General features: G+C 64.8%; 25 protein-coding genes. 6 read left to right on the top strand and 19 right to left on the bottom strand.

Annotated elements, in window-relative coordinates; all coding sequences use genetic code 11:
- Positions 1-20 precede the first annotated feature (20 nt).
- Genes LDZ23_RS17285 through rhaM form a run of 5 tightly spaced genes read right to left on the bottom strand, consistent with a single transcriptional unit; the run spans position 21 to position 4,813 of the window.
- Positions 21-1,025, bottom strand: coding sequence for an ABC transporter permease (locus LDZ23_RS17285; RefSeq protein WP_008353535.1), 1,005 nt, complete (start codon positions 1,023-1,025; stop codon positions 21-23).
- Positions 1,018-2,058, bottom strand: coding sequence for an ABC transporter permease (locus LDZ23_RS17280; RefSeq protein ID WP_033536151.1), 1,041 nt, complete (start codon positions 2,056-2,058; stop codon positions 1,018-1,020). The genes LDZ23_RS17285 and LDZ23_RS17280 overlap by 8 nt, the downstream gene beginning before the upstream one ends.
- The gene (locus LDZ23_RS17275; RefSeq protein ID WP_008353538.1) at positions 2,058-3,572 is read right to left on the bottom strand and encodes a sugar ABC transporter ATP-binding protein; all 1,515 of its coding nucleotides are present in this window, start codon (positions 3,570-3,572) and stop codon (positions 2,058-2,060) included. The genes LDZ23_RS17280 and LDZ23_RS17275 overlap by 1 nt, the downstream gene beginning before the upstream one ends.
- Positions 3,573-3,582: 10 nt before the next feature.
- Positions 3,583-4,467 (bottom strand): amidohydrolase family protein, encoded by an 885-nt coding sequence (locus LDZ23_RS17270; RefSeq protein ID WP_008353541.1) that lies wholly within the window; start codon positions 4,465-4,467, stop codon positions 3,583-3,585.
- 31 nt (positions 4,468-4,498) lie between these two features.
- Positions 4,499-4,813, bottom strand: coding sequence for an L-rhamnose mutarotase (gene rhaM / locus LDZ23_RS17265; protein WP_008353542.1), 315 nt, complete (start codon positions 4,811-4,813; stop codon positions 4,499-4,501).
- A gap of 163 nt (positions 4,814-4,976) precedes the next feature.
- On the opposite strand from rhaM, the gene LDZ23_RS17260 reads away from it, so the two are divergent.
- Complete coding sequence (locus LDZ23_RS17260) at positions 4,977-5,945, top strand: LysR family transcriptional regulator (protein ID WP_008353543.1); 969 nt, start codon at positions 4,977-4,979, stop codon at positions 5,943-5,945.
- On the opposite strand, the gene lra1 is transcribed toward LDZ23_RS17260, so the two are convergent.
- The 4 genes from lra1 to LDZ23_RS17240 are packed head-to-tail and all read right to left on the bottom strand — an operon-like array spanning position 5,939 to position 10,043.
- Positions 5,939-6,721 (bottom strand): L-rhamnose 1-dehydrogenase Lra1, encoded by a 783-nt coding sequence (gene lra1 / locus LDZ23_RS17255; RefSeq protein ID WP_008353544.1) that lies wholly within the window; start codon positions 6,719-6,721, stop codon positions 5,939-5,941. The genes LDZ23_RS17260 and lra1 overlap by 7 nt on opposite strands.
- Positions 6,722-6,731: 10 nt before the next feature.
- Positions 6,732-7,910, bottom strand: coding sequence for an L-rhamnonate dehydratase (rhmD, locus tag LDZ23_RS17250; RefSeq protein WP_008353545.1), 1,179 nt, complete (start codon positions 7,908-7,910; stop codon positions 6,732-6,734).
- A 29-nt stretch (positions 7,911-7,939) separates the two neighbouring features.
- Positions 7,940-9,259, bottom strand: coding sequence for an MFS transporter (locus LDZ23_RS17245; RefSeq protein ID WP_008353546.1), 1,320 nt, complete (start codon positions 9,257-9,259; stop codon positions 7,940-7,942).
- Between the two features lie 22 nt (positions 9,260-9,281).
- Positions 9,282-10,043, bottom strand: coding sequence for an SDR family oxidoreductase (locus LDZ23_RS17240; protein ID WP_008353547.1), 762 nt, complete (start codon positions 10,041-10,043; stop codon positions 9,282-9,284).
- Between the two features lie 218 nt (positions 10,044-10,261).
- Between LDZ23_RS17240 and LDZ23_RS17235 the strand changes: the two genes are divergently transcribed.
- A complete protein-coding gene (locus LDZ23_RS17235) occupies positions 10,262-11,746 on the top strand; it encodes a Fic family protein (protein ID WP_008353549.1) in 1,485 nt (494 codons plus the stop codon).
- 82 nt (positions 11,747-11,828) lie between these two features.
- Here the strand turns inward: LDZ23_RS17235 and LDZ23_RS17230 are convergent, their stop codons facing one another.
- Entirely contained in the window at positions 11,829-11,993 is a 165-nt protein-coding gene (locus LDZ23_RS17230; RefSeq protein ID WP_160172889.1) for a hypothetical protein, read from the bottom strand.
- 196 nt (positions 11,994-12,189) lie between these two features.
- On the opposite strand from LDZ23_RS17230, the gene LDZ23_RS17225 reads away from it, so the two are divergent.
- Together LDZ23_RS17225 and LDZ23_RS17220 are read left to right on the top strand one after the other, a co-directional pair.
- Positions 12,190-12,459, top strand: a complete 270-nt coding sequence (locus LDZ23_RS17225; protein ID WP_033536125.1) for a hypothetical protein — start codon at positions 12,190-12,192, stop codon at positions 12,457-12,459.
- Between the two features lie 158 nt (positions 12,460-12,617).
- Entirely contained in the window at positions 12,618-13,472 is an 855-nt protein-coding gene (locus tag LDZ23_RS17220; protein WP_008353552.1) for a helix-turn-helix domain-containing protein, read from the top strand.
- On the opposite strand, the gene LDZ23_RS17215 is transcribed toward LDZ23_RS17220, so the two are convergent.
- The 3 genes from LDZ23_RS17215 to LDZ23_RS17205 form a co-directional block, all read right to left on the bottom strand.
- Entirely contained in the window at positions 13,469-15,307 is a 1,839-nt protein-coding gene (locus LDZ23_RS17215) for an ATP-binding response regulator (protein ID WP_008353554.1), read from the bottom strand. The two genes, LDZ23_RS17220 and LDZ23_RS17215, sit on opposite strands and share 4 nt — an antisense overlap.
- A gap of 3 nt (positions 15,308-15,310) precedes the next feature.
- Entirely contained in the window at positions 15,311-16,948 is a 1,638-nt protein-coding gene (locus LDZ23_RS17210; RefSeq protein WP_008353556.1) for an ATP-binding domain-containing protein, read from the bottom strand.
- 78 nt (positions 16,949-17,026) lie between these two features.
- Entirely contained in the window at positions 17,027-17,698 is a 672-nt protein-coding gene (locus LDZ23_RS17205) for a glutathione S-transferase (protein ID WP_008353558.1), read from the bottom strand.
- 149 nt (positions 17,699-17,847) lie between these two features.
- On the opposite strand from LDZ23_RS17205, the gene LDZ23_RS17200 reads away from it, so the two are divergent.
- Positions 17,848-18,018, top strand: coding sequence for a hypothetical protein (locus tag LDZ23_RS17200; protein ID WP_008353559.1), 171 nt, complete (start codon positions 17,848-17,850; stop codon positions 18,016-18,018).
- A gap of 46 nt (positions 18,019-18,064) precedes the next feature.
- Here LDZ23_RS17200 and LDZ23_RS17195 read toward each other — a convergent pair whose 3' ends face one another.
- From LDZ23_RS17195 to LDZ23_RS17170, 6 genes are all read right to left on the bottom strand, one after another.
- The gene (locus tag LDZ23_RS17195) at positions 18,065-18,475 is read right to left on the bottom strand and encodes a response regulator (RefSeq protein ID WP_051079069.1); all 411 of its coding nucleotides are present in this window, start codon (positions 18,473-18,475) and stop codon (positions 18,065-18,067) included.
- Positions 18,476-18,824: 349 nt separating this feature from the next.
- Positions 18,825-19,619, bottom strand: a complete 795-nt coding sequence (locus LDZ23_RS17190; protein WP_008353561.1) for an AraC family transcriptional regulator — start codon at positions 19,617-19,619, stop codon at positions 18,825-18,827.
- 85 nt (positions 19,620-19,704) lie between these two features.
- Complete coding sequence (locus LDZ23_RS17185; protein WP_008353562.1) at positions 19,705-20,976, bottom strand: NAD(P)/FAD-dependent oxidoreductase; 1,272 nt, start codon at positions 20,974-20,976, stop codon at positions 19,705-19,707.
- On the bottom strand, positions 20,973-21,221 hold the full coding sequence (locus LDZ23_RS17180; protein ID WP_008353563.1) for a 2Fe-2S iron-sulfur cluster-binding protein: 249 nt from the start codon (positions 21,219-21,221) through the stop codon (positions 20,973-20,975). Before LDZ23_RS17180 ends, LDZ23_RS17185 begins: the two co-directional genes overlap by 4 nt.
- The gene (locus tag LDZ23_RS17175) at positions 21,214-22,353 is read right to left on the bottom strand and encodes an NAD(P)/FAD-dependent oxidoreductase (RefSeq protein ID WP_008353564.1); all 1,140 of its coding nucleotides are present in this window, start codon (positions 22,351-22,353) and stop codon (positions 21,214-21,216) included. The genes LDZ23_RS17180 and LDZ23_RS17175 overlap by 8 nt, the downstream gene beginning before the upstream one ends.
- Positions 22,350-23,282, bottom strand: coding sequence for a 4-hydroxyproline epimerase (locus tag LDZ23_RS17170; RefSeq protein WP_034471826.1), 933 nt, complete (start codon positions 23,280-23,282; stop codon positions 22,350-22,352). The genes LDZ23_RS17175 and LDZ23_RS17170 overlap by 4 nt, the downstream gene beginning before the upstream one ends.
- A 212-nt stretch (positions 23,283-23,494) precedes the next feature.
- On the opposite strand from LDZ23_RS17170, the gene LDZ23_RS17165 reads away from it, so the two are divergent.
- Positions 23,495-24,400: a dihydrodipicolinate synthase family protein gene (locus LDZ23_RS17165; RefSeq protein WP_008353567.1), complete on the top strand. Its 906-nt coding sequence runs from the start codon at positions 23,495-23,497 to the stop codon at positions 24,398-24,400.
- Positions 24,401-24,430: the final 30 nt, after the last annotated feature.

Raw genomic sequence — 24,430 nt, 5'->3', positions numbered from 1 at the left:
GCGCTGGTTGATTACGACGTTCAAAGCGCCTGCGCCATCAGACGCTTCTCGCGCGCGGCCCGCCAGCGCGCGACGAGATTCGGGATCAGCACCGACGAAAGCAGCAGCGCGCCCGTCACGATGGTGAGCGTTTCGCTCGATACGTCCGCGAGTGTCAGCGCATTGCGCAGCACGCCGATGATGACGAGCGACAGCAGCACGCCGATCATCGAGCCGCGTCCGCCGAAGATGCTCACGCCGCCGAACAGCACCGCCGCGATCACCGAAAGCTCGAAGCCCTCGCCGTTGTCGCCGCGCGCGCTCGTGAAGCGCAGCGTGTAGACGATGCCCGCGAGCGCCGCCATCACGCCGGACATCATGAAGAGCTTCAGCTTCGTCTTCGCCACATCGATGCCGGAAAATTGCGCGGCCGTCGGATTCGCGCCGATCGCGAAGAGGCTGCGGCCGAAAGGCGTCGCTTGCAGCAAGACCGTGAAGATGATCGCGCCTGCAATGACGAGGACGAACGGCATCGGCAGGAAGGTGTCGCCGACCGTATCGATGCCGAACGCCGTGTACGACGCGGGAAAATCCGCGATCGCCTGATCGCCGAGCAGCACGTACGCAAGGCCGCGAAAAAGCGCGAGCGTGCCGATCGTCACCGCGAGCGATGGCAGACTGAAGCGCACGATCACGAGGCCGTTGAGCAGGCCAGCAAGCGTGCCGAACGCGAGCACGAGGACGATCACGAGCGGCATCGGCAAGCCCATGTGCCACAGCACGCCCATCAGCGCGCTCGATGCGCCGAGCACCGACGCCACCGACAAATCGATCTCCGCCGCGACGATGATGAGCGTCATTGGCAGCGCGATCAATGCGATCTCGGTGAAGTCGGCGAGCATGTTCGAGATGTTCGCCGTCGACAGGAACAACGGCGACAGCACGCGCCCGGCGACGAGCGATACGACGAGCACGATCGCGAGCATCGCTTCCCATTGCAGAGAGCGGCGTTTCGTCGTGGACAGAGCGGAATCGGGTTTAGCCATGATCGCGTTTCCTCATCATGCGGCGCGCGACGGAACGCGCGAGCAAGGTATCGAGCGCGATCGCCGCGACGATCAACGCGCCTTGAATCGCCTGCTGCCAGAACGGCGACACGCGCAGCACCACCAGTGCGATGTTGATGACGCCGAGCACGAGCGCACCGAGCGTCGCGCCGGCGATGGTCCCGACGCCACCCGTGATCGCGACGCTGCCCACGACCGCCGCGGCGACGACTTGCAGTTCGATGCCCTTCGCCGTGCTGGCATCGACGGTGCCGAAACGCGCGAGCCACAGCACGCCCGCGAGCCCCGCGATCGCGCCGGAAAGCAGGAAGCCGATCATCACGCGGCGATCCACGCGTATGCCCGCAAGACGCGCGGCCTCGGGATTCGAGCCGATCGCATAATGCTCGCGCCCGCCGCGATACTGCTTCAGATACACCGACAGCGCGATCAGCACGACGAGCGCGATCAGCACGAGATTCGGCACGCCGATAAGCGAGCCCGTCGCGATGGACGCGAATGCGTCGGGCAGGCTCGTCGCGTTGATCTGGCCGCCGTGGACCCACGCGTAATCCGCGCCGCGCACGATATAGAGCGTCGAGAGCGTCGCGACGAGCGACGGCACGCGCCCGAACGTGACGAGCGCGCCGTTCACCGCGCCGATCACGAAGCCGATGCCGATGCCCGCGAACATCGCCACGATCACCGGCATGTGCGGGAACATGACGAAGAGGCTGCCGACGCCATACGCGCTCACGCCGACGACCGACGCCACCGACAGATCGATATGCCGCATCAGCATCACGATCGTCATGCCCGCCGTCAGCAGGCCGATGATCGACACGTTGAGCAGCACGTCGCGCAGGTTCTGCAGGTTCAGGAAATCGGGCTTCACCGCGGCGGTCGCGCCGATCAGCACGAGCAGCACGATGAAGAGCGTCAGCTCGCGGCTCTTCGCGATCGTGACCGCGAGGCTTTCGCGCTTCGTATCGGCGGCGTGCATCGCGGGGAGTGAAGATGTATGTCGAGTCATCATGCTGCGTGCCCCAAAACGGCAGGCGATGCGCCCAGCGCAGCGCTCATTACGCGTTCTTCGTTCGCCTCGGCGCGCGCGATATCGGCGCTGATGCGGCCTTCGTGCATCACGAGCACGCGATCGGCCATGCCGAGCACTTCGGGCAGCTCGCTGGAAATCATCAGCACGGCCATGCCTTCTCTGACGAGTTCGGCGAGCGTGCGATACACCTCCGCTTTCGCGCCCACGTCGATGCCACGCGTCGGTTCGTCGATGATGAGCACCTTCGGATTCGTCGCGAGCCATTTGCCGAGCACGACCTTCTGCTGATTGCCGCCCGACAGCGTGCCGACGGGCGCATCGAGATCGCTGGCCTTCAGACGCAGGCGCTTGCCCCAGTCGGCGGCGAGCGTCGATTCGCTTCTCGCCGTGATGAGCCCGTGGCGCATCAATCGGCCGAGCACCGTCAGCGATGCGTTGCGCGCAATGCTCAACTCCAGCGCGAGCCCTTGCGCGCGACGATCTTCCGGCACCAGCGCGAGCCCGGCGCGCACCGCCGCCGCCGGATGCCCAAGCGCGAGCTTCTTGCCGGCGATCTTCACCTCGCCGCCATCGACCGGATCGATGCCGAAGATCGCGCGCGCCACTTCGCTTCGTCCCGCGCCGACGAGTCCCGCGAGCGCGACGATCTCGCCCGCGCGCACATCGAAGGACACGTTCTTGAACACGCCTTCGCGCGTGAGATTGCGCACCGAAAGACGCACGTCGCCGGGCGCGACATCGGCTTTCGGATAGAACGTGTCGAGATCGCGGCCGACCATTTTGCTCACGATCGCATCGATGTTCATGTTCTCGGTGAGCGCGTCGTGGACCTTCATGCCGTCGCGCATGATCGTCATGCGCTGCGTCAGCGCGAACACTTCATCGAGACGATGCGTGATGAAGAGAATCGCGGCATCGCGCTCGCGCAACGCACGCACGATCGCGAAGAGCCGCTCGACTTCGGGCAGCGAAAGCGCGGCCGTCGGCTCGTCCATGATGAGCACGTTCGCGTCGAGCGACAGCGCCTTCGCGATTTCCACGACTTGCTGATCCGCGATCGACAATCCGCGCACGAGCCGTTGCGCGCGCAGATTCACGCCGAGCGACGCGAGCAACGCATCGACTTCGCGATGCATCTCGTCGTAGCGAATGCGCCCGAAGCGATCGCGCGGCTGGCGGCCCATGTAAATGTTCTCGGCGATGGAAAGATCGGCGAAAAGCGTCGGCTCCTGATAGATCACGGCGATGCCCGCATCGCGCGCTTGCGCCGGATTCGCGAAGCGGCGCGCCTCGCCTTCGACGAGCAACTCACCCGCATCCGGCTGATAGACGCCCGCGAGCAACTTCACGAGCGTCGATTTGCCCGCGCCGTTTTCGCCGAGCAGCGCGTGCACTTCGCCGGGAAAGAGTTGCAGGCTGCCGTCGCCGAGCGCGCGCACGCGGCCGAACGATTTGCTGGCGTGTCTCAGTTCAAGACGTGGCGTCGTCATGTCGTTTTCCTCAGATGCGGTAGATGCGTTCCGCGTTGCGCACGAAGAGCGCTGCTTTCTCGCTGTCGCTCGCGTCGGCGACGATGCGCGCATACGCGTTCCACAACGCCGTGTACGTGCCGAACAGCCGATCCACCGGAAAGTTCGATGCGAACATCGCGCGCTCGACGCCGAACGCATCGATCGTCTCGTGCACGTAAGGACGCAGGCTTTCGATAGTCCAGCCGTGATCGAACATCGCAAAGCCGCTCAGCTTCACCGCGACGTTCGGGCAAGCGGCCAGCAAGCGCATGCCGTCGCGCCACGCGCGATAACCTTGCGTCGATGCGCGATCCACGAACATGCCCGCATGATTGACGATGAATTGCGTATCCGCATGCTCGCGCGCGAGTTGCGCCGCCTCTTCCATCTGCGATGGATAAAGCTGCAGATCGAACGACATGCCGAAGCGCTTGAGCAAGCCGAAGTGCCTGCGCCATTGCGGCTCGCGCATGTAATGACGCCCGACGTAGTCGTAGAGCTTGCTGTCATGCACGTTGAGAATCTGGCGGATGCCGCGCGTATTGGCGAACGCCGCATGCGCTTCGAGCACTTGCTGCGCGTTATCCGCCGACAGATCCGCGCCCGCGACGATGCCGTTCGGCATGCCTTCGATATCCGCGATCGATTGAAGCCAGCGCGTTTCCTCGACGGGATCGGCGGGATCGTGATTTGCATCGACGTGCACGAGCTTCAGCACTTCGATGTCTTCGGCATCGCGCAGCAGATCGGTGAGCAGATAGTCGTGCTGCAAGTCGCGCGCATCGCCGACGAACGACGTCTGCGGATTCGCAAGCCACGGGTAATGATGCGTCTTCAAGTCCCACAAATGAATGTGCGGATCGACGACCTGCATGATGGCGTTCCTCGCGAAAGAGGCGAACGTTTCAGGGAAGATGAAAGACCGGCACGAGCGGCGTCGTCACGGGCGAATTGTCCGCGTGCGTGTCCATCAACTCGGCCATGAGGTTCCACCACTTGCGCATGATGGGCAGCGTCGGCAACGCATCGGTCGTGTGCGTGTCGGTGCGCTGATAAATGCCGAAGAGATGCCCGTTCGAGTCGTCCAGAAAGATCCGGTAATCGCGGATTCCGGCGGCGCGCAACGCATCGGCCAGTTCCGGCCATATCTCGCGATGACGCTTCTCGTATTCGTCGCGCATGCCCGGCTTGAGGGTCATGCGAAATGCCACTGTCTCCATGGCGGACCGCCTTTTTATGTTTGGTGAATCCCTGTGTTCGGGACTCGTTGTGCTGCGACTATAATTCGCCGACCGATAACACGACAATCCGATTGCAGGATTGGCCGATCGCAAAAACGTATCGCTGCGCCGTATCATCGCGCGGTTCCGAGCGGACTGTCGAATGAACCAGAACGTGTCCCAAAGTGTGTCGTCCAGCCTTTCACCGATCGCGCTCGTCAATCGGCTGAAGTTCAAGCATCTCGCCCTTCTCGTCGCGCTCGACGACGCGCGCAATCTGCATCAGGCCGCCGACGCGATCAACGTCGCGCAGCCGAGCGCGAGCCGTATGCTCGCCGACATCGAGGAAGCATTCGGCTTTCTGCTCTTCGAGCGCAATGCACGCGGCATGCAGCCGACGCCGCTCGGCACCGCCGCGCTCGCTTACGCGCGCCGCTCGCTCGCGGACCTGACGCGCTTCGCCGACGATCTCGACGCCAAGCGCCGCGGCGGTCACGGTCAACTGACGGTCGGCGCGATCATGGGCGCAGCGCCCGACGTGCTCGCGATGGCCGTCACCGAATTGAAATCCGAACGTCCGCTACTGAACGTGCGCATTCTCGGCGAGACGAGCGATCAGGTCGTGCAATTGCTGCATCGCCGCGAAGTCGACCTCGCGCTCGGACGCCTCACCACGCCGTTGCAGCACAACGATTTCGACTTCGAGCCGCTCGCGCGCGAAGCGATGCGGCTTGTCGTGCGCGCGGGGCATCCGTTGGCGGACAAGGCTTCGCTCGAGCTGCAAACGCTCGTCGGCTGGCCCTGGATTCTGCAACCGATCACGAGTCCCGCGCGCGGCCTCTTCGAAGACGAACTCGCGCGCGCCGGGCTGACGACGCCCGCCGATATCGTCGAATGCGCGTCGATCTTCGCGACGCTGCAACTGCTGCAAAACAGCGAAGCCGTCGCGATGCTGCCGGAATCAGTCGTGCGCGACTATCTGCGCGCGCAATTGCTGATCGAACTGCCGATCGAAATCGGCAAGAGCCTGTCCGGATTCGGCTTGTTGCGGCGCAAGTTCGAAACCTTGAGCGAACCGGCCGAGTACTTCATCGCGTTGTTGCGCAAGTACTCGGCGTCGTCGCGTCACTGAAGGTTCACGAACAGCCCGCCATCGACGAGCAAGGACGCGCCCGTCACATAGCGCGCCCGATCCGAAGCCAGAAACACGACGCACTGCGCGACATCGTCCGGTGCGCCGAGACGTCCGAGCGGGATGCGTTTTTCCATGTAGGCGCGCTTGTCCTCGTTGGAGAGATCGTCGGCGTTGAGGTCCGTCGCGATCGTGCCGGGCATCACCGAATTGCAGCGGATGCCGTACGGTCCCAACGCGATCGCGCAGGATTGCATCAGCGAATGCACGCCCGCCTTGGTCGGCGTGTAATGCGTCTGCATGCCGCCGCCGACGAGCGCGCTGATCGAACTCGTCGCGACGATCGCACCGCCCGTGCCCTGCGCTTTCATCTGGTTCGCGGCGGCCTGCGTGACGTAGAACGCGCCGTTCAGATTCACGGCGACCGTGGTTTCATAGACAGAAGCCGGCATGTCGAGGAACGCGTGAAACGGACAGATGCCCGCGTTGCTCGACAGCACATCGACGCGCCCGAACGCTTCCACCGTGCGCCGGATCAGTTCGATGCCGGTTTCGCGCTCGGCGACGTTGCCTTCGACCGCGATCGCGCGCCGCCCGAGCGCCTCGATCTCGCCGACGATCGATTCCACCGCCGACGCCTTCCCGTAAGACGTGTCGTTGTCGCGCCAGTAGTTGATCGCGACGTCCGCGCCTTCGCGCGCGCTCGCGAGCGCGATCGCACGGCCGATGCCGCGCGAGCCGCCCGTCACTACGACGACCTTGTTCTCCAGCAACATGCGATGCCCCTCAGTGTGTGTAAGGCCGCGTCAACGCGCATTCCGGATTCAGCCGCACGCCGAAGCCCGGCGTCTCCGGCACCTTCATGCGGCCGTTGACCGGCACGGGTTCGTCGAGCAGCAAGGGCGTGAACATCGGCACGACCTGATCGGCCTTGGGCGCCATCATCAGAAACTCGGCGAACGGCGAGTTATGGCGCGTCACGACGAAGTGATAGCTGTACACCGACGAACCGTGCGGCACGACGAGCACGTTGTGCGCGTCCGCGAGCGCCGAAATCTTGATGAGCTCCGTGATGCCGCCGCACCAGCCGACATCCGGCTGCACGAGATCCGCGCAACCCATTTCGAACAGCATGCGAAAGCCCCAGCGCGTCGCTTCGTGCTCGCCGGTCGTCACCATCATGCCGCCCGGCACGGAACGGCGCAGTTCGGCATAGCCCCAGTAGTCGTCGGGCGGCAGCGCTTCTTCGATCCACTTCAGGCCGTGCTCGCGCGCCGCGTTCGCGAGGCGCTTCGCGTAGTTGAGATCGAGGCTCATCCAGCAATCGAACATCAGCCAGAAATCGTCGCCGACTTTCGCGCGCATGTCCGCGAGCTTCGCGATGTTCTTGTGCAGCCCTTCCTCGCCTTCCGCCGGGCCGTGCTGCAAGGGCATCTTGCCGCCGATGAAACCCATCTCCTTCGCGAGATCCGGACGCGCGCCGGTCGCATAGAACTGCAGCTCGTCGCGCACCGGTCCGCCGAGCAGATGGAACACCGGCTCACGGCGCACCTTCGCGAGCAAATCCCACAGCGCGAGATCGACGCCCGAAATCGCGTTGAGCACGATGCCCTTGCGCCCGTAATACAGCGTCGCGTTGTACATCTGATCCCACATCTTTTCGATGTCGGTCACGCGCTGGCCTTCGAGAAAGCGCGCCAGATGCTTCTCGACGATGAACGCGCCGATCTCGCCACCCGTCGTCACCGCGAAGCCGACGGTGCCGTCACTCGCTTCGATCTCGACGACGAGCGAGCCGAGCACGTTCAGCCCGAACGACTGGCGGCTCGCGCGATATTCGGGATAGCGGGCCATCGGCGTGGCGATGTGATCGTCGATCCAGTGATCGGCGCCCTGATCGTGGTAATCGGCGCCGCCGCCGCGAACGGTGAAAGCGCGTACTTGCTTGATCGTCGGCATGGACATGTGTTCGTCTCCTTCTCTGTTCTTTCTGTTCAGGATGCGCTGGCGGTTTCGCCGCGCGTAATCGAATGACGTTCGGGCACGCGCACCAGCACGACGATGACAAGCGCCGCGAGCACGCTCGCGCCCGCCAGCACCATCAGCCCCGCGCTCGCCGAATGGAACGCGGCTTCGGCGGCGGTGCGGGCCATCGGCGCGAAGAAGCCGCCGAGTCCGCCCAGCGAATTGATGAGCGCGATGCCCGCCGCGGCGGCCGCGCCCGTGAGATAACGCGTCGGAAAGGTCCAGAAGAGCGGTTGCGCGGCGATGAAGCCGCTCGCCGCGCAGCACAGCGCGATCAGCGACACGACCGGCGATCCCGCGATGCCCGACACGGCGATCGCGACGCCCGACATCGCGAGCAGCGCGACCGCGCACACGCGATGCCGGCCGGTGCGATCGGCGTAGCGCGGCACGATCCACGTCACGATCACGGCGGCCATCCACGGCAGCGCCGTCACCAGTCCCACGCGAAATCCGACTTTCGTGCCGAGCAGCGCCGACACCTGTTGCGGCAGATAGAACACGACGCCGTACACCGCCGCCTGAATCAGGAAGTACACGCAACAGAGCACGAGCACGCGCGGATCGACGAGCGACGCGAGCACACTGCGCGGTCCGTGCGACGACGCCGCGCGCGCATCGTCGTCGAGGCGGCTGGCGAGCAGCGCGCGCTGATCGGGCGTAAGCCAGCGGGCTTTCGCGGGATCGTCGTCGAGATACCAGAACGCCCACACGCCGACGATCGACGCGAGCAGTCCTTCGACCAGAAAGAGCCATTGCCACCCTTTCAGGCCGAACGCGCCGTGCAGATCGAGCAGCAGACCGGACAGCGGCGCGCCGAAGATGAACGCGAGCGGCGCGCCGAAATAGAACACGCCGAGCGCACGCGCGCGCGACGATTGCGGAAACCAGCGCGTGAGGTAATAGACGATGCCGGGAAAGAAGCCCGCCTCCGCCACGCCGAGCAGGAAGCGCAGGGTATAGAACGTCGTGGCGTTATGCGCGAAGGCCATCGCCGCGGAGACGAGGCCCCACGTCACCATGATTCGGCACATCCACAGCTTTGCGCCGACGCGATGCAACAGCAGATTGCTCGGCACTTCGAAAATCGCATAGCCGACGAAAAACACGCCCGCGCCGAAGGCGAACGCGGCGTTCGTGAGGCCGGTGTCCTGCTGCAGCGCCTTTTGAGCAAAGCCGATATTCGCGCGGTCCAGAAACGCGAGCACGTACATGAGCAGCAGAAACGGCAGCAGCCGGCGCATGACACGCGACGTGACCGCGCCTTCCGCCTGTGCGGAATGGTTCATGTGAGTCTCCCGATGATGCGTTTCAGTACGTCGCGCGTCCGCCCGACAGATCGAACACCGCGCCGGTGCTGAACGCGCAGTCCTCGGACGCGAGCCACAGAATCAGCGACGCAGCTTCTTCCGGCATCAGGAAGCGGTTCATCGGAATTTTGGAGAGCATGTAGTCGATGTGCTGCTGCGACATCGAATCGAAGATTTCGGTCTTGGCAGCGGCGGGCGTGACGGCGTTCACGAGGATGTTCTTGCCCGCGAGTTCCTTGCCGAGCGATTTCGTGAGCCCGATCAATCCGGCCTTCGACGCGCTGTAGTGCGACGCGTTCGGATTGCCTTCCTTGCCCGCGATCGACGCGATATTGACGATGCGCCCGTAGCCCGACTTCAGCATGTGAGGCACGACGGCGCGGCACGTCAGGTACGGCCCGATCAGATTGACATCGATCACGCGCCGCCATACGTCGGGCGCGAGTTCCCAGGTCGTGCCGTTGCCACCGGTGATGCCCGCGTTGTTGACGAGCACGTCGATCTTGCCGTGCGCCGCCAGCGCCTTGTTCACGGCTGCATCGACGGAGGATTCTTCGGTCAGTTCGACGACCGCGTCGCTGACTTTGCGCTCCCTGTACTTTGCCGCGAGCTCGGCGCTCGTGCGGGCGAGGCGCTCGCCGTCGACATCCCAGAGCGATACCTCGGCGCCGGACTGCAGCGCGCGTTGCGCCACAGCCAGGCCGATGCCACGCGCGCCGCCCGTGACGATCACGACGCGGTTCGCCAGGTCGATACGGTTCATGGATGTGTCTCCTTTCGTTGTTCGTTGCTTTGGATGGTCATGCCGTGAGAGGCACTATAGTCCGGCGGCAATAGCGCAACAATTCGAAAGGGCGATCGTTCGATAGCAAAAGCGGATCGGTGGCGGAGTCGAAGCGGGCGGGGGGTTAAGATTTCTCGATACGAATCGCGGAAACGCGCCTAAAGTTATAATTTCTCGATAAACGTTAAGAAATCTCGATGACACCGATCGGTTATTCCCGACTCATCGCCATCGGCGAACTGCGCGTAACGCCGCCGCGGAGGCTGGCGTACGCCAGTTCGTCGGTAAACCGGCGCGTCGACAGCGAGAGCCATATTCTGTTTCCAAACAGCGTGGCGTTCGACGATACGCCCGTCGGTCACTTGGAATTCGCGCTACGCCACGAAGGCGTGAATCTCGAGATTATCGATGCCGCGTTCGAGCATATCGAGCCGGAAGAACTCATCGCCCGTCTGCGCGCGACGCCTTCCGGCGAGCAGATTCGCCGCGCCTGTTTCCTGTGGGAATGGCTGACCGGCAAGGCACTGGATGCGGGCGTGAGCGTCCGCGGCGGTTACGTCGATCTCTTTGCGCCCGATGTCTATTACACGGCGCCGCAGCCCGTGAATTCGCCTCGCTACCGCGTGCGCAATAACGCGCCGGGCACGCCGTGGTTTTGTCCGGTCGTGCACCGCGCCGCGATTCCGGACGATCCGCCCTTGAGAGACCTGCTTCTGGAAGCGCAAAGCGCGCTCGACGCGATGCAGGACCCCGATCTGTACAAGCGCGCGCTCGCTTTTCTGTATTTATCGGAGACGCGCGGCAGCTACGCGATCGAATCCGAAACCCCCAGCTCCGACAAGCAAGAGCGTTTTGTGCAGCTTCTGAAGCGCGCGGGCGAGCCTGCGAAGATCGACGAAGAATGGCTGGTGCAGTTGCAAAACGTGATCGTGCGGGACGTGTATAGCCAGGAAGCGTCGTATCGGACGAGACAAAACTGGCTGGAGGACGCTGCGGGCCGGATCGACTTCTTTCCCGCGCCGGTTGACGATCTTCGACGCGTGATGACCGATTGGGAAGCCTTCGTGAACGATCGGAAACGGTGCCCCGATGTGCTCGTGAAGGCCGCCTGCGCGGCCTTCGGCTTCGTTTATCTGCATCCGTTCTTCGATGGCAACGGCCGGCTGCATCGATTTCTCATCCAGCACGTGCTTGCGCGCTCGGGCGTGCTAGGCGCGGATACCGTGATTCCGGTGTCGGCTGTGATGGAGCGAAACATTCCGGCTTACCACGCCGTGCTGACGGCGTTCTCGCGCCCGGTCACGCGACTGTGGAATTACCGTCGCGTCGAGACGGAGCCGCTCGTACTGAGTGCGCCTTCGAGCCGCGCGTATCGGTTCTTCAACGCGGATCGTGAAGTCGCGTTTCTGCACGCGATGATCAAGGAGGCCGTGCGCGAGGAAATTCCGCGCGAGATCGCGTGGCTTCAGGGCTACGACGCCGCTTTTGCGCAACTGAACGACGAGTTCGACTTGCCGCGAAAGGATCTTTCAGCGCTCATTCGGATGGTTCAGTCGAACAAGGGGGTCCTGTCGGCGCATCGCAGGAAGCAGTATCAGCACCTTCCTCGCCCCGTACTCGACCGAATCGAGGAAGTGGTGCACGGTGCGTTCGCAAGCAGGGCGGCAGACTCGGAAAGTTAAGATTTCTCGAGTCAAACGCCAAAAATCCATCGAAAATCAAAATATCTCGTTGGGCGTGAAGAAATCTCGATTCCCTCGCCCTTCAGTGCGTTTGCCGGCGCTCGGGCCTTTCCATCCCGGAAACGTGGCCGCGCGGCATGGCGACCGAATCCTTGAAATGCTTATCGGCAAAAAGCGCGAATCCGAAAAGCGCGGCCACGCCGAGCGGGCAAATGACGAAAGCAGCAACGAGCACGGCAACCTCCATTCGATGATGCTCGCAGTGTATCCCGCGTAAAGCCGCCAATTGTCGTGAAAATCGACAATACTCCGTTCAATGTTCGCGAACTTTCACCCTGTTTGATTCGATGAGCGTGCGTATTCGCACCGGATCGTGGTGCCAGGCACGGCCGTTGCTATATGCACCAGCCGTCGATCCCGACACCGAATCAACCTGGAAAAGCATGTTCACACCGAAAGCCTGCACCGCTACCTGCGTACTGGACGGAATGCCCGTCACGCTGACCTACTTTCCCGACACCACGCTGCTGCGGATCACCGACGCGAATGGCCGCTGCGTGCGCGAAACCCGCTGGCCCGCGCCGTGGCGGACGTTGCTCGCGACCTTGCGCGAATTCAGCGGACGCGATGCCGAAAGCCAGCTTTCGACCTTGCTCGACGAGATTCCCGCCATGTCGAAGCCGACGCGCGAGCTGGCATCGGCGCTCGCGTAGCGGAATGTTTCATCACTAGAATCAATGAGTTCCATCGAGACAATTTTGAGCGCGCGGACCCGCGCCATTTACAATGTCGGATCGGCTGCGCATGGGCTGCCCGGCCCGCGCCGATTCACGCCCCTCGCGGTCCCACTCTCACGCATCCGACTGGCTGTATGGTCACTGAAACGTCTTCATCGGAATCCCTCGCCGTCGCTGAACGCGTGCGCGAACTCATGGGCCGTCACGGCATCGGAAAGCGTCAGCAGACAGCGGAGCTGTGCCGCATTCTCGACCTGAGCTTTTCGCAGGGCCACCGGAAGCTGCGCGGGAACAGTCCGTGGACGCTCGCGCAGATTCGCCGCGTCGCCGATGCCTTCGACGAACCCGCGCTCAAGCTCTTCGATTCGATCAACACGCGCCCCGACGAAACCGAAGGCACCGCGCACGACGCCGTGCTCAAGCTCGGTTCGGTGGAAATTCCCTGCATGGCGTGGGTCGGCAACGCGCTCGATGCGGGCAGCCGTCCGGATTTCATCGCGCAGAAACTCAACAATCGCTGGATCGTCACCAAGCACGAAGGCGTGCTGCTGCACGAAGCCAGCGACGTCCACAAGATCGAAATCCAGCCGCGCCGGCCGGATACCGACAAACCCATCATCGCCGTGGTCGACGACGATCACGCCTCGGCCGACAATCTGCACGACTATCTCGAAGCCACCGGATTCGCGGCGATGGCCTTCTACGGCCTCGACGCGTTCCTCGAAGCGCTGCAGACGCAAGTGTTCGATGCCGTCGTGATCGACTGGCTGTTCGGCGTGCATACGTCGGCGGATGCGATCCGCGCGGTGCGCGAGTCGGACAATCCGGACGCGCCGGTTTTCGTGCTGACGGGCGAGCTCACCACGGGCAAGGCGAGCGAATCGGAAATCAGCCAGGTCATCCGCGACTACAACGCGACGTGTTTCGAGAAGCCCGCGAGGCTCGGCATTCTCGTCGCCGATCTCTCCAAGCGGCTGATGCGCAATTAGCTGACGCGCCGGCGCACCGTCACCGCGCGATGCACCGCGCCCTTCAGCACCTCGTAGCGCACCGGCTTCAGCAGATAGTCGAAGAACAGCACGGCCGCGCTCGGATCCACCAGTTCGGGCGCGTACGCGCTCACCGCGATGATCGGCACGCTCGCGCCGGGCGCACTGCGCGCACGATACTCGTTCGCGAACGAATAGCCGTCCTTGCCCGGCATATGCAGGTCCGCGAGGATCACGTCGGCGTCGTTCGCGCGCAGCCACGCGAGCGCGCTGTCGACATCCGGCAGCGCGACCGCGTAATAGCCGAGATGCGTGAGCATTTCGATCAGAGAATCGCGGATCGACTCGTGGTCGTCGATCACGAGCACGCGCGACTTGCGCAACTCGGGCGCATCGGCTTCCGGCTCACGCCGGGGCACATGACGCGCCGCGACCGCCGGCAGGCTCACGCGAAACGCCGCGCCCTGCCCGACTTCGCTCGAAACCTCGATCTTCCCGCCGAGCAGCTCGACAAGTCCGCGCACGACCGCGAGGCCCATTCCCGCGCCGTCGAAGCGCCGCGTGCTCGATGAATCGAGCTGCGTGAATTCCTGGAAGATGAGCGGCAACTGCTCGCGGGAAATGCCCGGCCCCGTATCGATCACGGAGATGTCGAGGCGCTTCTCCGTGCGCGCGAAATGCACGTCGATGGAACCCGCTTCGGTGTACTTGATCGCGTTGGTCACGAGATTCGTCACGATCTGCCGCACCCGATGCGGATCGGATTCGATCGGGCCGCGCTCGCCCGCATAATCGCCGCGCAACGCCAGGCCCTTCGCGCTCGCGGCGGGTGTGTTCGCATCGACGATGGATTCGAGCAATTCGACCGGATCGAACACGGCCATGCGCAGTTCGAGCTTGCCCGCGCCGAGACGCGCGTAATCGGTCAGATCACGCATCTGCGCCTCGAGATGACGCGCGCCCGCTTCCAGACGCTGCATGATCTTGCGGTCGGCGTCGCCGCGCGCGTTCAGCCCGAGCAATTCGACCGACGAGACGATTGCATGCAGCGGCGTGCGCAGCTCGTGGCTGATCATGCCGAGGAACGTGTCTTTCGCGACGCCCGCCTCGCGCGCCGCGCGCGTCGCCTGATGCTCCGCCGCCAGCGCCGCACGCTGCTGTTCGATAAGGCGCGTGCGCCGATAGCCGTTCAAGAGCAGCAGGATCGTCGCCGCCGCCGAGAGCAGGCCGAGCAGCACGCCGCCGTAAATCAGATAGCGGCGCTTCGCCTCGAAATCGCGCACGATCGCCTCGCGCTCCGCGACATCCATCAGCCGACGCCCGCCCGCCAGTTCCGCGACGACGGGCGCGTTCTGCCGCAATACGCCGATCACGCGCAGGGTGCGCTGGTGCTCGCTCTGCAATCCGTCGATATCGCCTTGAATGGAATCGAGCGCCGTTTGCAACTGACGCAGAATCTCGCGCTGCCGGTTCAGCAGCGCCTGATGATCGTCCGACACACCCGCCGATTCCGACACCTGCCTGAGCCGCGCCCGCAGCAGCCGATAGCTCGCGCGCACGCCCCCCGCGTCCTCGTCGATGCCATTGCGATACAGCAGAACGTGATTTTCGAAGCGCGCGTACGCGATCTGAAACTGCGCCGCGTCCCAGTACACGTCGTAAGGCAGAACGAGCCGATGCGTCTCGCGCGCGACCAGACCCGAATACAGCATGTAGCCGACCGCGCCGATCGGCGGCGCGACCGCGAGCGCGATCAGCGCCGCATACCAGAGCCGGCGAAACCAGGGTCGCGCGGCGTGTGCGCGCAACGGGGATTCGGTGCGGATGACGGCCATCCGCTATTGCAAGGCTTCGATCGCCCGGGCCGCGCGCTCGGATGCGACGACGATCAGCTTCATCGTCGCCCGCGTCGCGCCGACGAAGATCTTGCGCGCGGCCTGCTCGTCGAGCGCGTCGAAATCGACTTCGGTGAGAATCACGCAGGGCGCCGATTGCCCCTTGAAGCGATAGATCGATTCGAGCAGCACGTCGCCCTCGCGATACTCCGGGTTGCCGAACAGATCGTACGTTCCGGTGAAGGCGCGCAGCCGATGCGGGCCGAGGTGATCGACGGCAGTGAGCGCCGAACCCTCGCGGCCCCGGAACGACAGCACCGCGATGTCCTGCTTGCGAAAGCCGAGCGACAACGCGTGCGTGATCGCGCGCTTGGTCGCCTCGATGATTTCCTCGGGATGCCCGTCGGCGTAGGTCGAAACGCTCACGTCGGAGCCGTCGAAGGGACTGCCCGCATCGAGCCGCACATCTGGCCCGACGACCTTGCGGATGAAACCGAGTAGATCGCGCGGGCTGCGATAGTTCGTCGTTTCGCGCAGGATCGTCCAGCCCGGCAGCGGCACCGGCTCGCGCAAATACAGGTTCTGCATCGGATCTTCGAGCCACCACCACGCGCCTTCAGGATTCAGCAGACGTTCGAGCGCCTCGACCCACGCCGCCTGAAAATCCTGGCCTTCATCGACGATGAGCACATCGGTCTTCCATTGCTCGGGCACGGGCACGGCGGCGAAGCGATCTTCGAGCGTCGCGAAGACATTCGGCTGACTGAAGTCCGGCGGACTGCCCGCATCGCGCGCGACGGCCGCGCTCAACTGATGGTAATTCGCGATCTTCGCCTCTTTCGGTGCGATCGCACGAATATGGTCGGCGAGCGGCCGGTTGAAGCACACGTAGAGCACGCTCTTGCCCTGCGCGAGCGCGTCGCGCATCACGCGCACGGCGAGTTGCGTCTTGCCCGCGCCCGCGGTCGCGATCACGCGCAGACGGAACGGTTCGAATTCGAGCCGCCGCGCCCACGTCGCGAGCCCGCCCGACAGACGCGTGACGAGCGTGTTCGCCGCACCGACGAGCGCGTTGGTATCGGGCGTGAGCGAAAGTTCGTCGGCGAGAAAATGATGGATGCGCGCCGCCGATTCGAAGCGCGGCTCGTCCGGCGGCAGGATTTCGAGCACGACGCGCGCAAGCTGCGACTTGCGGCTCGCATCGACGATGCGCGCCGGCGACACGCCCGCGATCGCCGTGTTCTTGACGGTGTAATCGGGGCAGTAAAGCAGTTCCTCGATCCGGTACGTGCCCGCGCCGAACGCCGCCGTGAACCGCCGATGCAGGTTCTCCAGCGTGCGCGCGAGCTGAATGGCGACGTTGCGCTCTTTCTGCAAATAGACCTTGACGAGACCTTGCCCCGTCTCGCGCAGAAAACCGGCCTTCTGCTCGATCATCAGCACGCGGCCGGACGGCGCGACGACTACGAAATCCGCTTCGCCGAAGACCGAAAATCCTTCGTTGACGCGAGTCCAGTGCACGCCGTGATAGACCGTGTAGTCGTCGGGCAGCTTTTCGAGGCGCGCGAGCGTTTCGAGTTCGCGCGCCGCCGCGCCGGTCGCTTCGAGGTTCTTCCAGTCGTCGGGAACGATTCGGGCCATGCGTCGCCTTTGGGCTGAGTGATTGCGTCCGAGTCATTGTACGCAACGCGCTTACCGTTCCCGCAATAGGCCGGATGGCTAGCTTGCGTAATCGTATCGGCCGCCTTTTTCGAGCGCGCGCTGATATGCCGGACGCGCGTGAATGCGTTCGAGAAAGGCGCGGATATGCGTCATCGACTTCGCGCCCGCGCGGGCGCTGCCGGCTTCGAGGGGAAAGCTCATTTGCACATCGGCGGCGGTGAACGAATCGCCGGCGAACCACGGCGACTTTGCCAGTTCGGCATCGATATAGCCGAAATGCAGACGCAGTTGCGGATCGATGAAACTGCTCTGCATCGTCTGCGCGATGCGCCTTGCGATCGGCTTAGCGAAGAACGGCATTTTCGCGCTCTCCAGCCGCCGCGCGACGAGCTTGAGCAGGAGCGGCGGCATCGCGGAGCCTTCGGCGTAATGCATCCAGTAGTTGTAGCGCACGCGTTCGGGCGTCGTGCCGGGCGGCGGCGCGAAACGGCCTTCGCCGTACCGTTCGACGAGATATTCGATGACCGCGCCCGACTCGGCGAGCGTGAGGCCATCGACGGTCACGACGGGCGATTTGCCGAGCGGATGCACCGCGCGCAACTCGGCAGGCGCGAGCATCGTGCGCGGGTCGCGCTGATAGCGCTTCAGCTCGTATTCGACGCCGAGTTCTTCGAGCATCCACAGCACGCGCTGCGAGCGGGAATTGTTGAGATGATGAACGGTTAGCATGCCTGGACTCTTCTTCATATTCGACGATGCCGCTCGCGGTACGCCACTTGCATCCAGCGAACTGATGCGCGGCCGGGCGTCGAAAGCATACGGCCCTTCGATGAAGGCCGCGCAACGATTTCTAACACACAACGAAAAAGGAGAAGTCGATGACGCTGATCATTTATCTCGTAGGCTGGCTGATTTTCATTGGCGGCGTGTCGTGGGCGCTCGTGGCGATGCACGTCTCGCAGCACACGATCATGATCGTGGCCGTCATCATGCTGGGCATCGCCGTCATCACGGGCGCGACGCGGGCGCGCAACCGCGACCGGTCCTAGGCGTTCCGGGCCGCCGTCGATGGCGGCCCGCGCGACTCACATCACATCACATCACCACACGGGCCCGAGCCGCGTCCTGGATCAGCGTGACGAGTTCGTCGGGATGCACCGGCTTCGTCATGAAATGCTGAAAGCCTTCACCGATGCTGCGTAATCGGTATTCCTCGCCGCCGTGCCCCGTCAGCGCGATCGCCACGGACGGCGGCAGATTTCCGCGTATTTCGTGATCCCGCAAACGTTGGACGAGGTAGAAACCGTCCATCTCGGGAAGGTCGAGATCGCAGATCACCGCATCCGGAAGATGCTCGATCGCCGCTTGCGCGCCGTCTTCGGCGTCGGCTACGGCGATGACTTCGGCACCCTCTTCTTCCAGCAACGTCTGCAGCGACGCTCTGCTCTCGGGATCGTCTTCGATGAGGACGATCCGCATATGCCCCAGTCTTGCCACTTCGTTCATGATGTTCTTTTCTACTGCCAAAAACGGAATTCTCGCGTCGGTCTCCAGCTCTTTCCGCCGCGCGCGCGGTAGCGCGCACTGATTGACACGAGAACGCGGCGGGAATTCCGAACGCACCGTTTTTTATGCCGCGCGTACGCCGGTGCGGAACGCCTCGCGGTTTGTGACTGCGCCGACGCGAAAAATCGCCCGGTTGCAGCGTGCCTAAAAGAGCAAAAACCGGACCGGTTTGCATCTTTCGCCGCAAGCGCCGCGTCGCGCGGGCCTCCCGGCCGATCCGCCTCGCCCAAACGCTCGTCACACGCGCACGATCGTGTAATTCCGGCATCGGCCGTGCCCTGTTTTCCCATCAGACGTTTGTCTCGCGGATGGAATCGGGGCGCGAGGCGCTCGACGTGCCCGCCTGCAGCAGCGCGCGATATTCGCTCGGCGTGAGGCCGACCGTCGCCTTGAACTGGCGCGTGAAGGCGCTGTGATCGGTGTACCCGCACAGGGCGGCGACATCGGTGACTTTCTCCTGCGAGACGAGGAGCGCAGTGGCCGCGTCGAGCCGCGTTTTCAACAGCACCTGGCGCGGCGTCAGATGAAAGACCTTGTGAAAGTAGCGCTCCAGTTGCGCGATGGACATGTTCGCCATCTGCGCGAGCTGCCGCATGTTGAGCGGCTGCACGTAATTTTCCTGAATGTGCTGCACGACCGCCGCGAGCCGGCTGTACGCGGGATGCGTGCCTTCGGCCGCTTGCAGATCCCGCGAAATGCCCGCGAGCCCGACGATATGTCCCTGCGTATCGTGCAGCGGCTGCTTGCACGTCATGCACCAGCCGGGCTCGCGCCCCGGATACAGATGCAGTTCGAGCTGATCGATCAGCTGATGTCCCTGCGCGATGATCGCCTGATCCTGCGCCGTGTAGATGCGCCCGAAGCGACGCGGGAATACGTCCTCGGCGGTCTTGCCGAGCAGCGCGGATTTGTCGTCCTTGTGACCGCAGCGGCGCGCGAGCGTGCGATTGACCATCGCATAGCGCGCCTCGCGATCCTTCACGAAGAACACGATGTCGGGCATCGCGTCGAAAACCGGCGCGAGCAGCGCGAAATGCGCGAGCATGTCGGCGAGCGTCGATGCCGGAGGTGGTGCGATCGTCATGCGTGCGGGTGTCGGTTGCGCTCGGTGGATTCTGGCGACCGATTATAGGAGCGCCAATACGCGGACAAAATTGGCGCTGGCCCCACTAGAAATGACGCGTTTCAGTCAGCTCGCGCGCAGCGATCAGCGTGTCGATGCAAACCGGCGCGAACGGCGGACGCGCCACCGCACGCGGCCATCCGAACAGGACCGACGCCGCCTCGCCGCAGATGCGCCCCTGACACGGCCCCATGCCGCAACGCGTCTGCAATTTGGCATCGCGCCAGCTCGCGTGCGCGGCGACTTCGCCGATTGAAACATCCTCGCAGCGGCACAGCAACGTGTCCGGCGATGGCATCGCGCGGGCGTCGGCGCCGAGTTCGAACGTACGTGCGACGCGTCGCGCGAAGGCACGCCAGCGATCGCGTTCGCGCACCAAACGCGCATCGATGGCGACGCCGAGCGCCGCCTGCGCCGCGATCGCGCCTTCGACGCGCGCGAGTTCCATCCCGCCGATGCCCGCGCATTCGCCCGCCGCGAATACGTCTCGCTGAGAGGTTCGCTGGGCGCCGTCGACGTGGATCGCGCCGTCGCGTTCGTCCGTCGAGCAGCCGAGTGCGAGCGCGAGCGTCGTGTTCGGCACGAGTCCGAAACCGCACGCGATGCGATCCGCTTCGAGCGTTTCATCGCGCCCGCGCGTGCGGATCGTGACCGCCTCCACGCGCGCGCTTCCATGCGCCTTCACGACGACGCTGCCCGTCCGGTAACACGCGACGCCGAGCGCGACGGCCTGCGCCAGCTTTCCCGGCGTCAGCGCCAGCGACGCGACGAATCGTGCCACCCGCGCGAACGGCGCCTGTTCGACGACCGCGACGACGCGCGCACCGTGACGACGCGCGGTATCGGCGGCGGCGAGCAACAGCGGCCCGCTGCCCGCCACGACGATGCGCTCGCCACGCACCGGCATGCCGCCTTTGACGAGCGCCTGCAAGCCGCCTGCACCGGTCACGCCGGGCAAGGTCCAGCCGTCGAAAGGAAGCAGCCGCTCGCGCGCGCCGGTCGCGAGGATGAGCTTCGAATACGCGAGCACGAGCGGCGCGCCGTCGCGTTCGAGCAGCAGCCGTTTGTCGCCGGGCGCTGCCGCGACCTTCGTCGAGTTCATCACGATCAGCTTCGCGTGCGAGCGCGTTTCGTCGAGCCATTGGCGCAATGGCGCGGCGGGCGCTTGCGTCGGACCTTGCCGCCAGATCTGGCCGCCAGCGCGCGGATTGTCGTCGATGAGCGCGACGCGCCCGCCCGCTCGCGCCGCCATTCGCGCCGCGCTCAAGCCCGCCGGTCCCGCGCCGACGATCGCGATGTCCACTCGTTCGATGTTCATCGCGTCGTCTCGATCGACAGGCCGTCGCGGCAAAGCGTCTGACAGCCGAGCACATGCGCGCGGCCATCGACCGTCACGCGGCATTCGTGACACACGCCCATGCCGCACAGCGCGGCGCGCGGCTCGCCGGTGACAGAGCGCCGCGTGCCACGAATGCCCCGCATCGCGATCGCGGCCGCGACGGTCGCGAACGCGGGCACGTCGAGCGATTCGCCGTCGATGATGACGCGCACGCGCTCAGCCATCGGCGTGCTCCGGCGCGAATCGTTGCGGGCAGAAAGCGTTCATGTCGGGCATATCGAATGCAAGCGGCTCGCCGAGCATCTGCGCGACGAGGAGTTTCGCGGTGCCGAGCGACGTCGTCACGCCGAGCCCTTCGTGACCCGCCGCGAGCCACAGCCGGTCGCCGGGGAAACGCGCCGGTCCGATCAGCGGCAAGCCGTCGGGCGTGGCGGCGCGAAAACCGGTCCACGCCCGAATCGCATTGAGCCCGCCGATTCCCGGCAGATAGCGCGTCGCGCGCGCGAGCATCATCGCGAGCACGTTCATTTCGACGGCGGGATCGAGCGTGCCGAATTGACGCGACGACCCGATCAGCACTTGCCCGGTCGGACGCGGCTGCGCATTGAACGCGACCGACGTGCCGCGCGCGTGATGCGCGCTCTTGATATAGCCGAGCTCCAGCACCTGATGACGAACCGTGCCCGGATAACGATCGGTGATGAGCAGATGCCCCTTCTTCGCTTCGAGCGGCAGGCCCGCGATCAGATCCGGCGCGGCGAGCCCGTTGGCGATGACCACGTGCGCAGCCGTTCGTCGTTCACCATTCGCGAGCGTGACGCGCGCGTGCGCGCCGGCGGCATCGACGGAATGCACCGCGCAGCCGGTCGATACGCGAATGCGCGTCGAACTCGCCAGCAGCCATTGCGCGGCGGCGGGCGCGTAGACGATCGCGTCGTCGTCGATGAGCAGGCCGCCTTGCATCGCGTGGCTCACCGACGGCTCGGATTCGCGCAGCGCGGCGCGGTCGACCATATGCGCGCGCACGCCCGCCGCGGCGAATGCGTCGCGCATCGCGCGCGCGGCGTCGAGTTCCTCGTCGTCTTCCGCGATCCAGAGCGTGCCGCAGCGCGAGAACGCATCGCGCTCGCGCAGTTGCGGGCCGAGCGCGAGCCACAGTTCGCGCGAAGCCCGCGCCAGCGCGAATTCGGCGGGCGAATCGTTCATCACGACGATATGGCCCATGCCCGCCGCCGTCGCGCCGCCGCCGATGCCGCCCGCGTCGAGCACATCGACCGTCATGCCGCGCGCGGCAAGCTCGGCTGCGCACGCCGCCCCGACAATCCCGCCGCCGACGACGATCACGTCCGCCGTCATATGCCTTTGATGAACGGATCGCGCGCGTCGAACACGAGCCGTCCTTCGCACATGACGTGCGCGTAACCGGTGATCGTCGGGATCAGCGCGTCGCCGTCGAGCGCGTAACTGCCCTCGAACACGCTGCCGATGATGCTCTCCTGGCGCCAGATGTCGCCCGGCGCGAGCGCGTCGTCCGCCGCGAGGCACGCGAGCTTGGCGCTCGTTCCGGTTCCGCACGGCGAACGGTCGTAGGCGCTGCCCGGACACAGCACGAAATTGCGGCTGTCGACGCCGGCGACGGGCGAATTCGCGAACAGTTCGATATGGTCGATGAACGCGCCGTCCGCGCCGGTGATGCCCTGCGCATGCAAGGCATCGCGGATCGCCTCGGTGAACGCGGTCAGCTCGGCGATGCGCGCGGGCACCAGTTCGCGACCGTGATCCGCGACGAGAAAGAACCAGTTGCCGCCCCACGCGACGTCGCCGGTGAGCGTGCCGTGGCCGGGCACATCGACCGATACCGCCCGCCGATGCCGATACGCCGGCACGTTGCGCACGCTGACACTGCCGTTTTCGTGCAGCGTCGCATCGACGGGCCCGACGGGCGTATCGATCCGATGCCGCCCCGGCGCGATCCTGCCCGCATGGGCGAGCGACGCGACGAGCCCGATCGTGCCGTGCCCGCACATGCCGAGATAGCCGACGTTGTTGAAGAAGATGACGCCCGCCGCGGCTGCGGGATCGTCCGGTTCGCAGAGCAACGCGCCGACCATCACGTCCGAGCCGCGTGGCTCCGTGACGATGGCGCGGCGCCAGTCATCGAAGCGCGTGCGAAACGCGTCGAGCCGTTGCACGAGTGTGCCGTTGCCCAGATCGGGGCCGCCCGCGATCACGAGGCGCGTCGGTTCGCCGCCCGTATGCGAGTCGATGATGTCGATGGTTTTCATGCCGCAATCGTAGAAACGCTTACGCCGGGCGTCTTGACGCGGCTGGACGGTTTGGATGACGAAATCGGCATAATCGAAGATCGTCCGGTGGGGCTTTTCGCGGTGCGAAACGGCTATGCCGAAATCGGCACGCGGCGCGCGCGAATCACGCAAGACGCCTGATTTTTCGGTGCTTACACTGCGTACCGTCCAATCAATTTCGGAGAGCCGCCGTGACGCATATCTGGGAAGGCGTGATGCCCGCCGTGACCACCAAGTTCAACGCCGATTTCAGCATAGACCGTGCGTGGACCGCGAAGAACATCGACGCGCAGATCGAAGCGGGCGTGGACGGCATCATCGTGTGCGGCTCGCTCGGCGAAGCATCGACGTTATCGCTGGACGAAAAGCTCGACGTGCTCGACATCGCCGTGGACGCCGCACGCGGCCGCGTGCCGGTGCTCCTGACGATCGCCGAGAACAGCACGCTCGACGGCTGCCGCCAGGCCGAGCGCGCCGCGCGCCACGGTGCGGCGGGCTATATGGTGCTGCCGGGTTTGCGTTATCTGTCGGACCGGCGCGAGACGCTCAATCATTTCCGCATGGTCGCCGATGCCAGTCCGCTGCCGCTGATGGTCTACAACAATCCGCTCGCTTATGGCGTCGATGTCACGCCGAAGATGTTCGCCGAACTTGCCGAAGACAAGAAGTTCGCGGCGATCAAGGAATCGAGCGGCGACGTGCGCCGCATCACCGATCTCATCAACGAAACGGGCGACCGCTATGCGATTTTTTGCGGCGTCGACAATCTCGCGATGGAAGCGATGCTGATGGGCGCGCACGGCTGGGTCGCGGGTCTCGTGTGCGCGTTCCCGCGCGAAACGGTCGCGATCAGCAAGCTGATTCGCGCGGGGCGTGTCGAGGAAGCGCGCGCGATCTATCGCTGGTTCGCGCCGCTGCTCGCGCTCGACGTGTCGCACAAGCTCGTGCAGAACATCAAGCTCGCCGAGGCGATCGTCGGTCTGGGCACGGAGCCGGTGCGTCCGCCGCGCCTGCCGCTCGCCGGCGATGAGCGCAAGGAAGTCGAAACGCTGATTCGCCGGAGCATCGAGACGCGCCCCGCATTGCCGGCGCTTTAAGACGCGCGCGAAATGAAAAATGCCGCCGGT

Source organism: Caballeronia zhejiangensis (genome assembly GCF_022879815.1).
Classification (GTDB): Bacteria; Pseudomonadota; Gammaproteobacteria; order Burkholderiales; family Burkholderiaceae; genus Caballeronia; species Caballeronia zhejiangensis.
Note: the sequence above shows the minus strand (reverse complement) of the source record. Positions and strands in the feature narration are given on the sequence as shown.

What these genes read in the sequence shown, in the direction of transcription:
- LDZ23_RS17285 (WP_008353535.1), bottom strand. Translation starts at nt 1,025, where the DNA reads ATGGCTAAACCCGATTCCGCTCTGTCCACGACGAAACGCCGCTCTCTG.
- LDZ23_RS17280 (WP_033536151.1), bottom strand. Translation starts at nt 2,058, where the DNA reads ATGACTCGACATACATCTTCACTCCCCGCGATGCACGCCGCCGATACG.
- LDZ23_RS17275 (WP_008353538.1), bottom strand. Translation starts at nt 3,572, where the DNA reads ATGACGACGCCACGTCTTGAACTGAGACACGCCAGCAAATCGTTCGGC.
- LDZ23_RS17270 (WP_008353541.1), bottom strand. Translation starts at nt 4,467, where the DNA reads ATGCAGGTCGTCGATCCGCACATTCATTTGTGGGACTTGAAGACGCAT.
- rhaM (WP_008353542.1), bottom strand. Translation starts at nt 4,813, where the DNA reads ATGGAGACAGTGGCATTTCGCATGACCCTCAAGCCGGGCATGCGCGAC.
- LDZ23_RS17260 (WP_008353543.1), top strand. Translation starts at nt 4,977, where the DNA reads ATGAACCAGAACGTGTCCCAAAGTGTGTCGTCCAGCCTTTCACCGATC.
- lra1 (WP_008353544.1), bottom strand. Translation starts at nt 6,721, where the DNA reads ATGTTGCTGGAGAACAAGGTCGTCGTAGTGACGGGCGGCTCGCGCGGC.
- rhmD (WP_008353545.1), bottom strand. Translation starts at nt 7,910, where the DNA reads ATGTCCATGCCGACGATCAAGCAAGTACGCGCTTTCACCGTTCGCGGC.
- LDZ23_RS17245 (WP_008353546.1), bottom strand. Translation starts at nt 9,259, where the DNA reads ATGAACCATTCCGCACAGGCGGAAGGCGCGGTCACGTCGCGTGTCATG.
- LDZ23_RS17240 (WP_008353547.1), bottom strand. Translation starts at nt 10,043, where the DNA reads ATGAACCGTATCGACCTGGCGAACCGCGTCGTGATCGTCACGGGCGGC.
- LDZ23_RS17235 (WP_008353549.1), top strand. Translation starts at nt 10,262, where the DNA reads ATGACACCGATCGGTTATTCCCGACTCATCGCCATCGGCGAACTGCGC.
- LDZ23_RS17230 (WP_160172889.1), bottom strand. Translation starts at nt 11,993, where the DNA reads ATGGAGGTTGCCGTGCTCGTTGCTGCTTTCGTCATTTGCCCGCTCGGC.
- LDZ23_RS17225 (WP_033536125.1), top strand. Translation starts at nt 12,190, where the DNA reads ATGTTCACACCGAAAGCCTGCACCGCTACCTGCGTACTGGACGGAATG.
- LDZ23_RS17220 (WP_008353552.1), top strand. Translation starts at nt 12,618, where the DNA reads ATGGTCACTGAAACGTCTTCATCGGAATCCCTCGCCGTCGCTGAACGC.
- LDZ23_RS17215 (WP_008353554.1), bottom strand. Translation starts at nt 15,307, where the DNA reads ATGGCCGTCATCCGCACCGAATCCCCGTTGCGCGCACACGCCGCGCGA.
- LDZ23_RS17210 (WP_008353556.1), bottom strand. Translation starts at nt 16,948, where the DNA reads ATGGCCCGAATCGTTCCCGACGACTGGAAGAACCTCGAAGCGACCGGC.
- LDZ23_RS17205 (WP_008353558.1), bottom strand. Translation starts at nt 17,698, where the DNA reads ATGCTAACCGTTCATCATCTCAACAATTCCCGCTCGCAGCGCGTGCTG.
- LDZ23_RS17200 (WP_008353559.1), top strand. Translation starts at nt 17,848, where the DNA reads ATGACGCTGATCATTTATCTCGTAGGCTGGCTGATTTTCATTGGCGGC.
- LDZ23_RS17195 (WP_051079069.1), bottom strand. Translation starts at nt 18,475, where the DNA reads ATGAACGAAGTGGCAAGACTGGGGCATATGCGGATCGTCCTCATCGAA.
- LDZ23_RS17190 (WP_008353561.1), bottom strand. Translation starts at nt 19,619, where the DNA reads ATGACGATCGCACCACCTCCGGCATCGACGCTCGCCGACATGCTCGCG.
- LDZ23_RS17185 (WP_008353562.1), bottom strand. Translation starts at nt 20,976, where the DNA reads ATGAACATCGAACGAGTGGACATCGCGATCGTCGGCGCGGGACCGGCG.
- LDZ23_RS17180 (WP_008353563.1), bottom strand. Translation starts at nt 21,221, where the DNA reads ATGGCTGAGCGCGTGCGCGTCATCATCGACGGCGAATCGCTCGACGTG.
- LDZ23_RS17175 (WP_008353564.1), bottom strand. Translation starts at nt 22,353, where the DNA reads ATGACGGCGGACGTGATCGTCGTCGGCGGCGGGATTGTCGGGGCGGCG.
- LDZ23_RS17170 (WP_034471826.1), bottom strand. Translation starts at nt 23,282, where the DNA reads ATGAAAACCATCGACATCATCGACTCGCATACGGGCGGCGAACCGACG.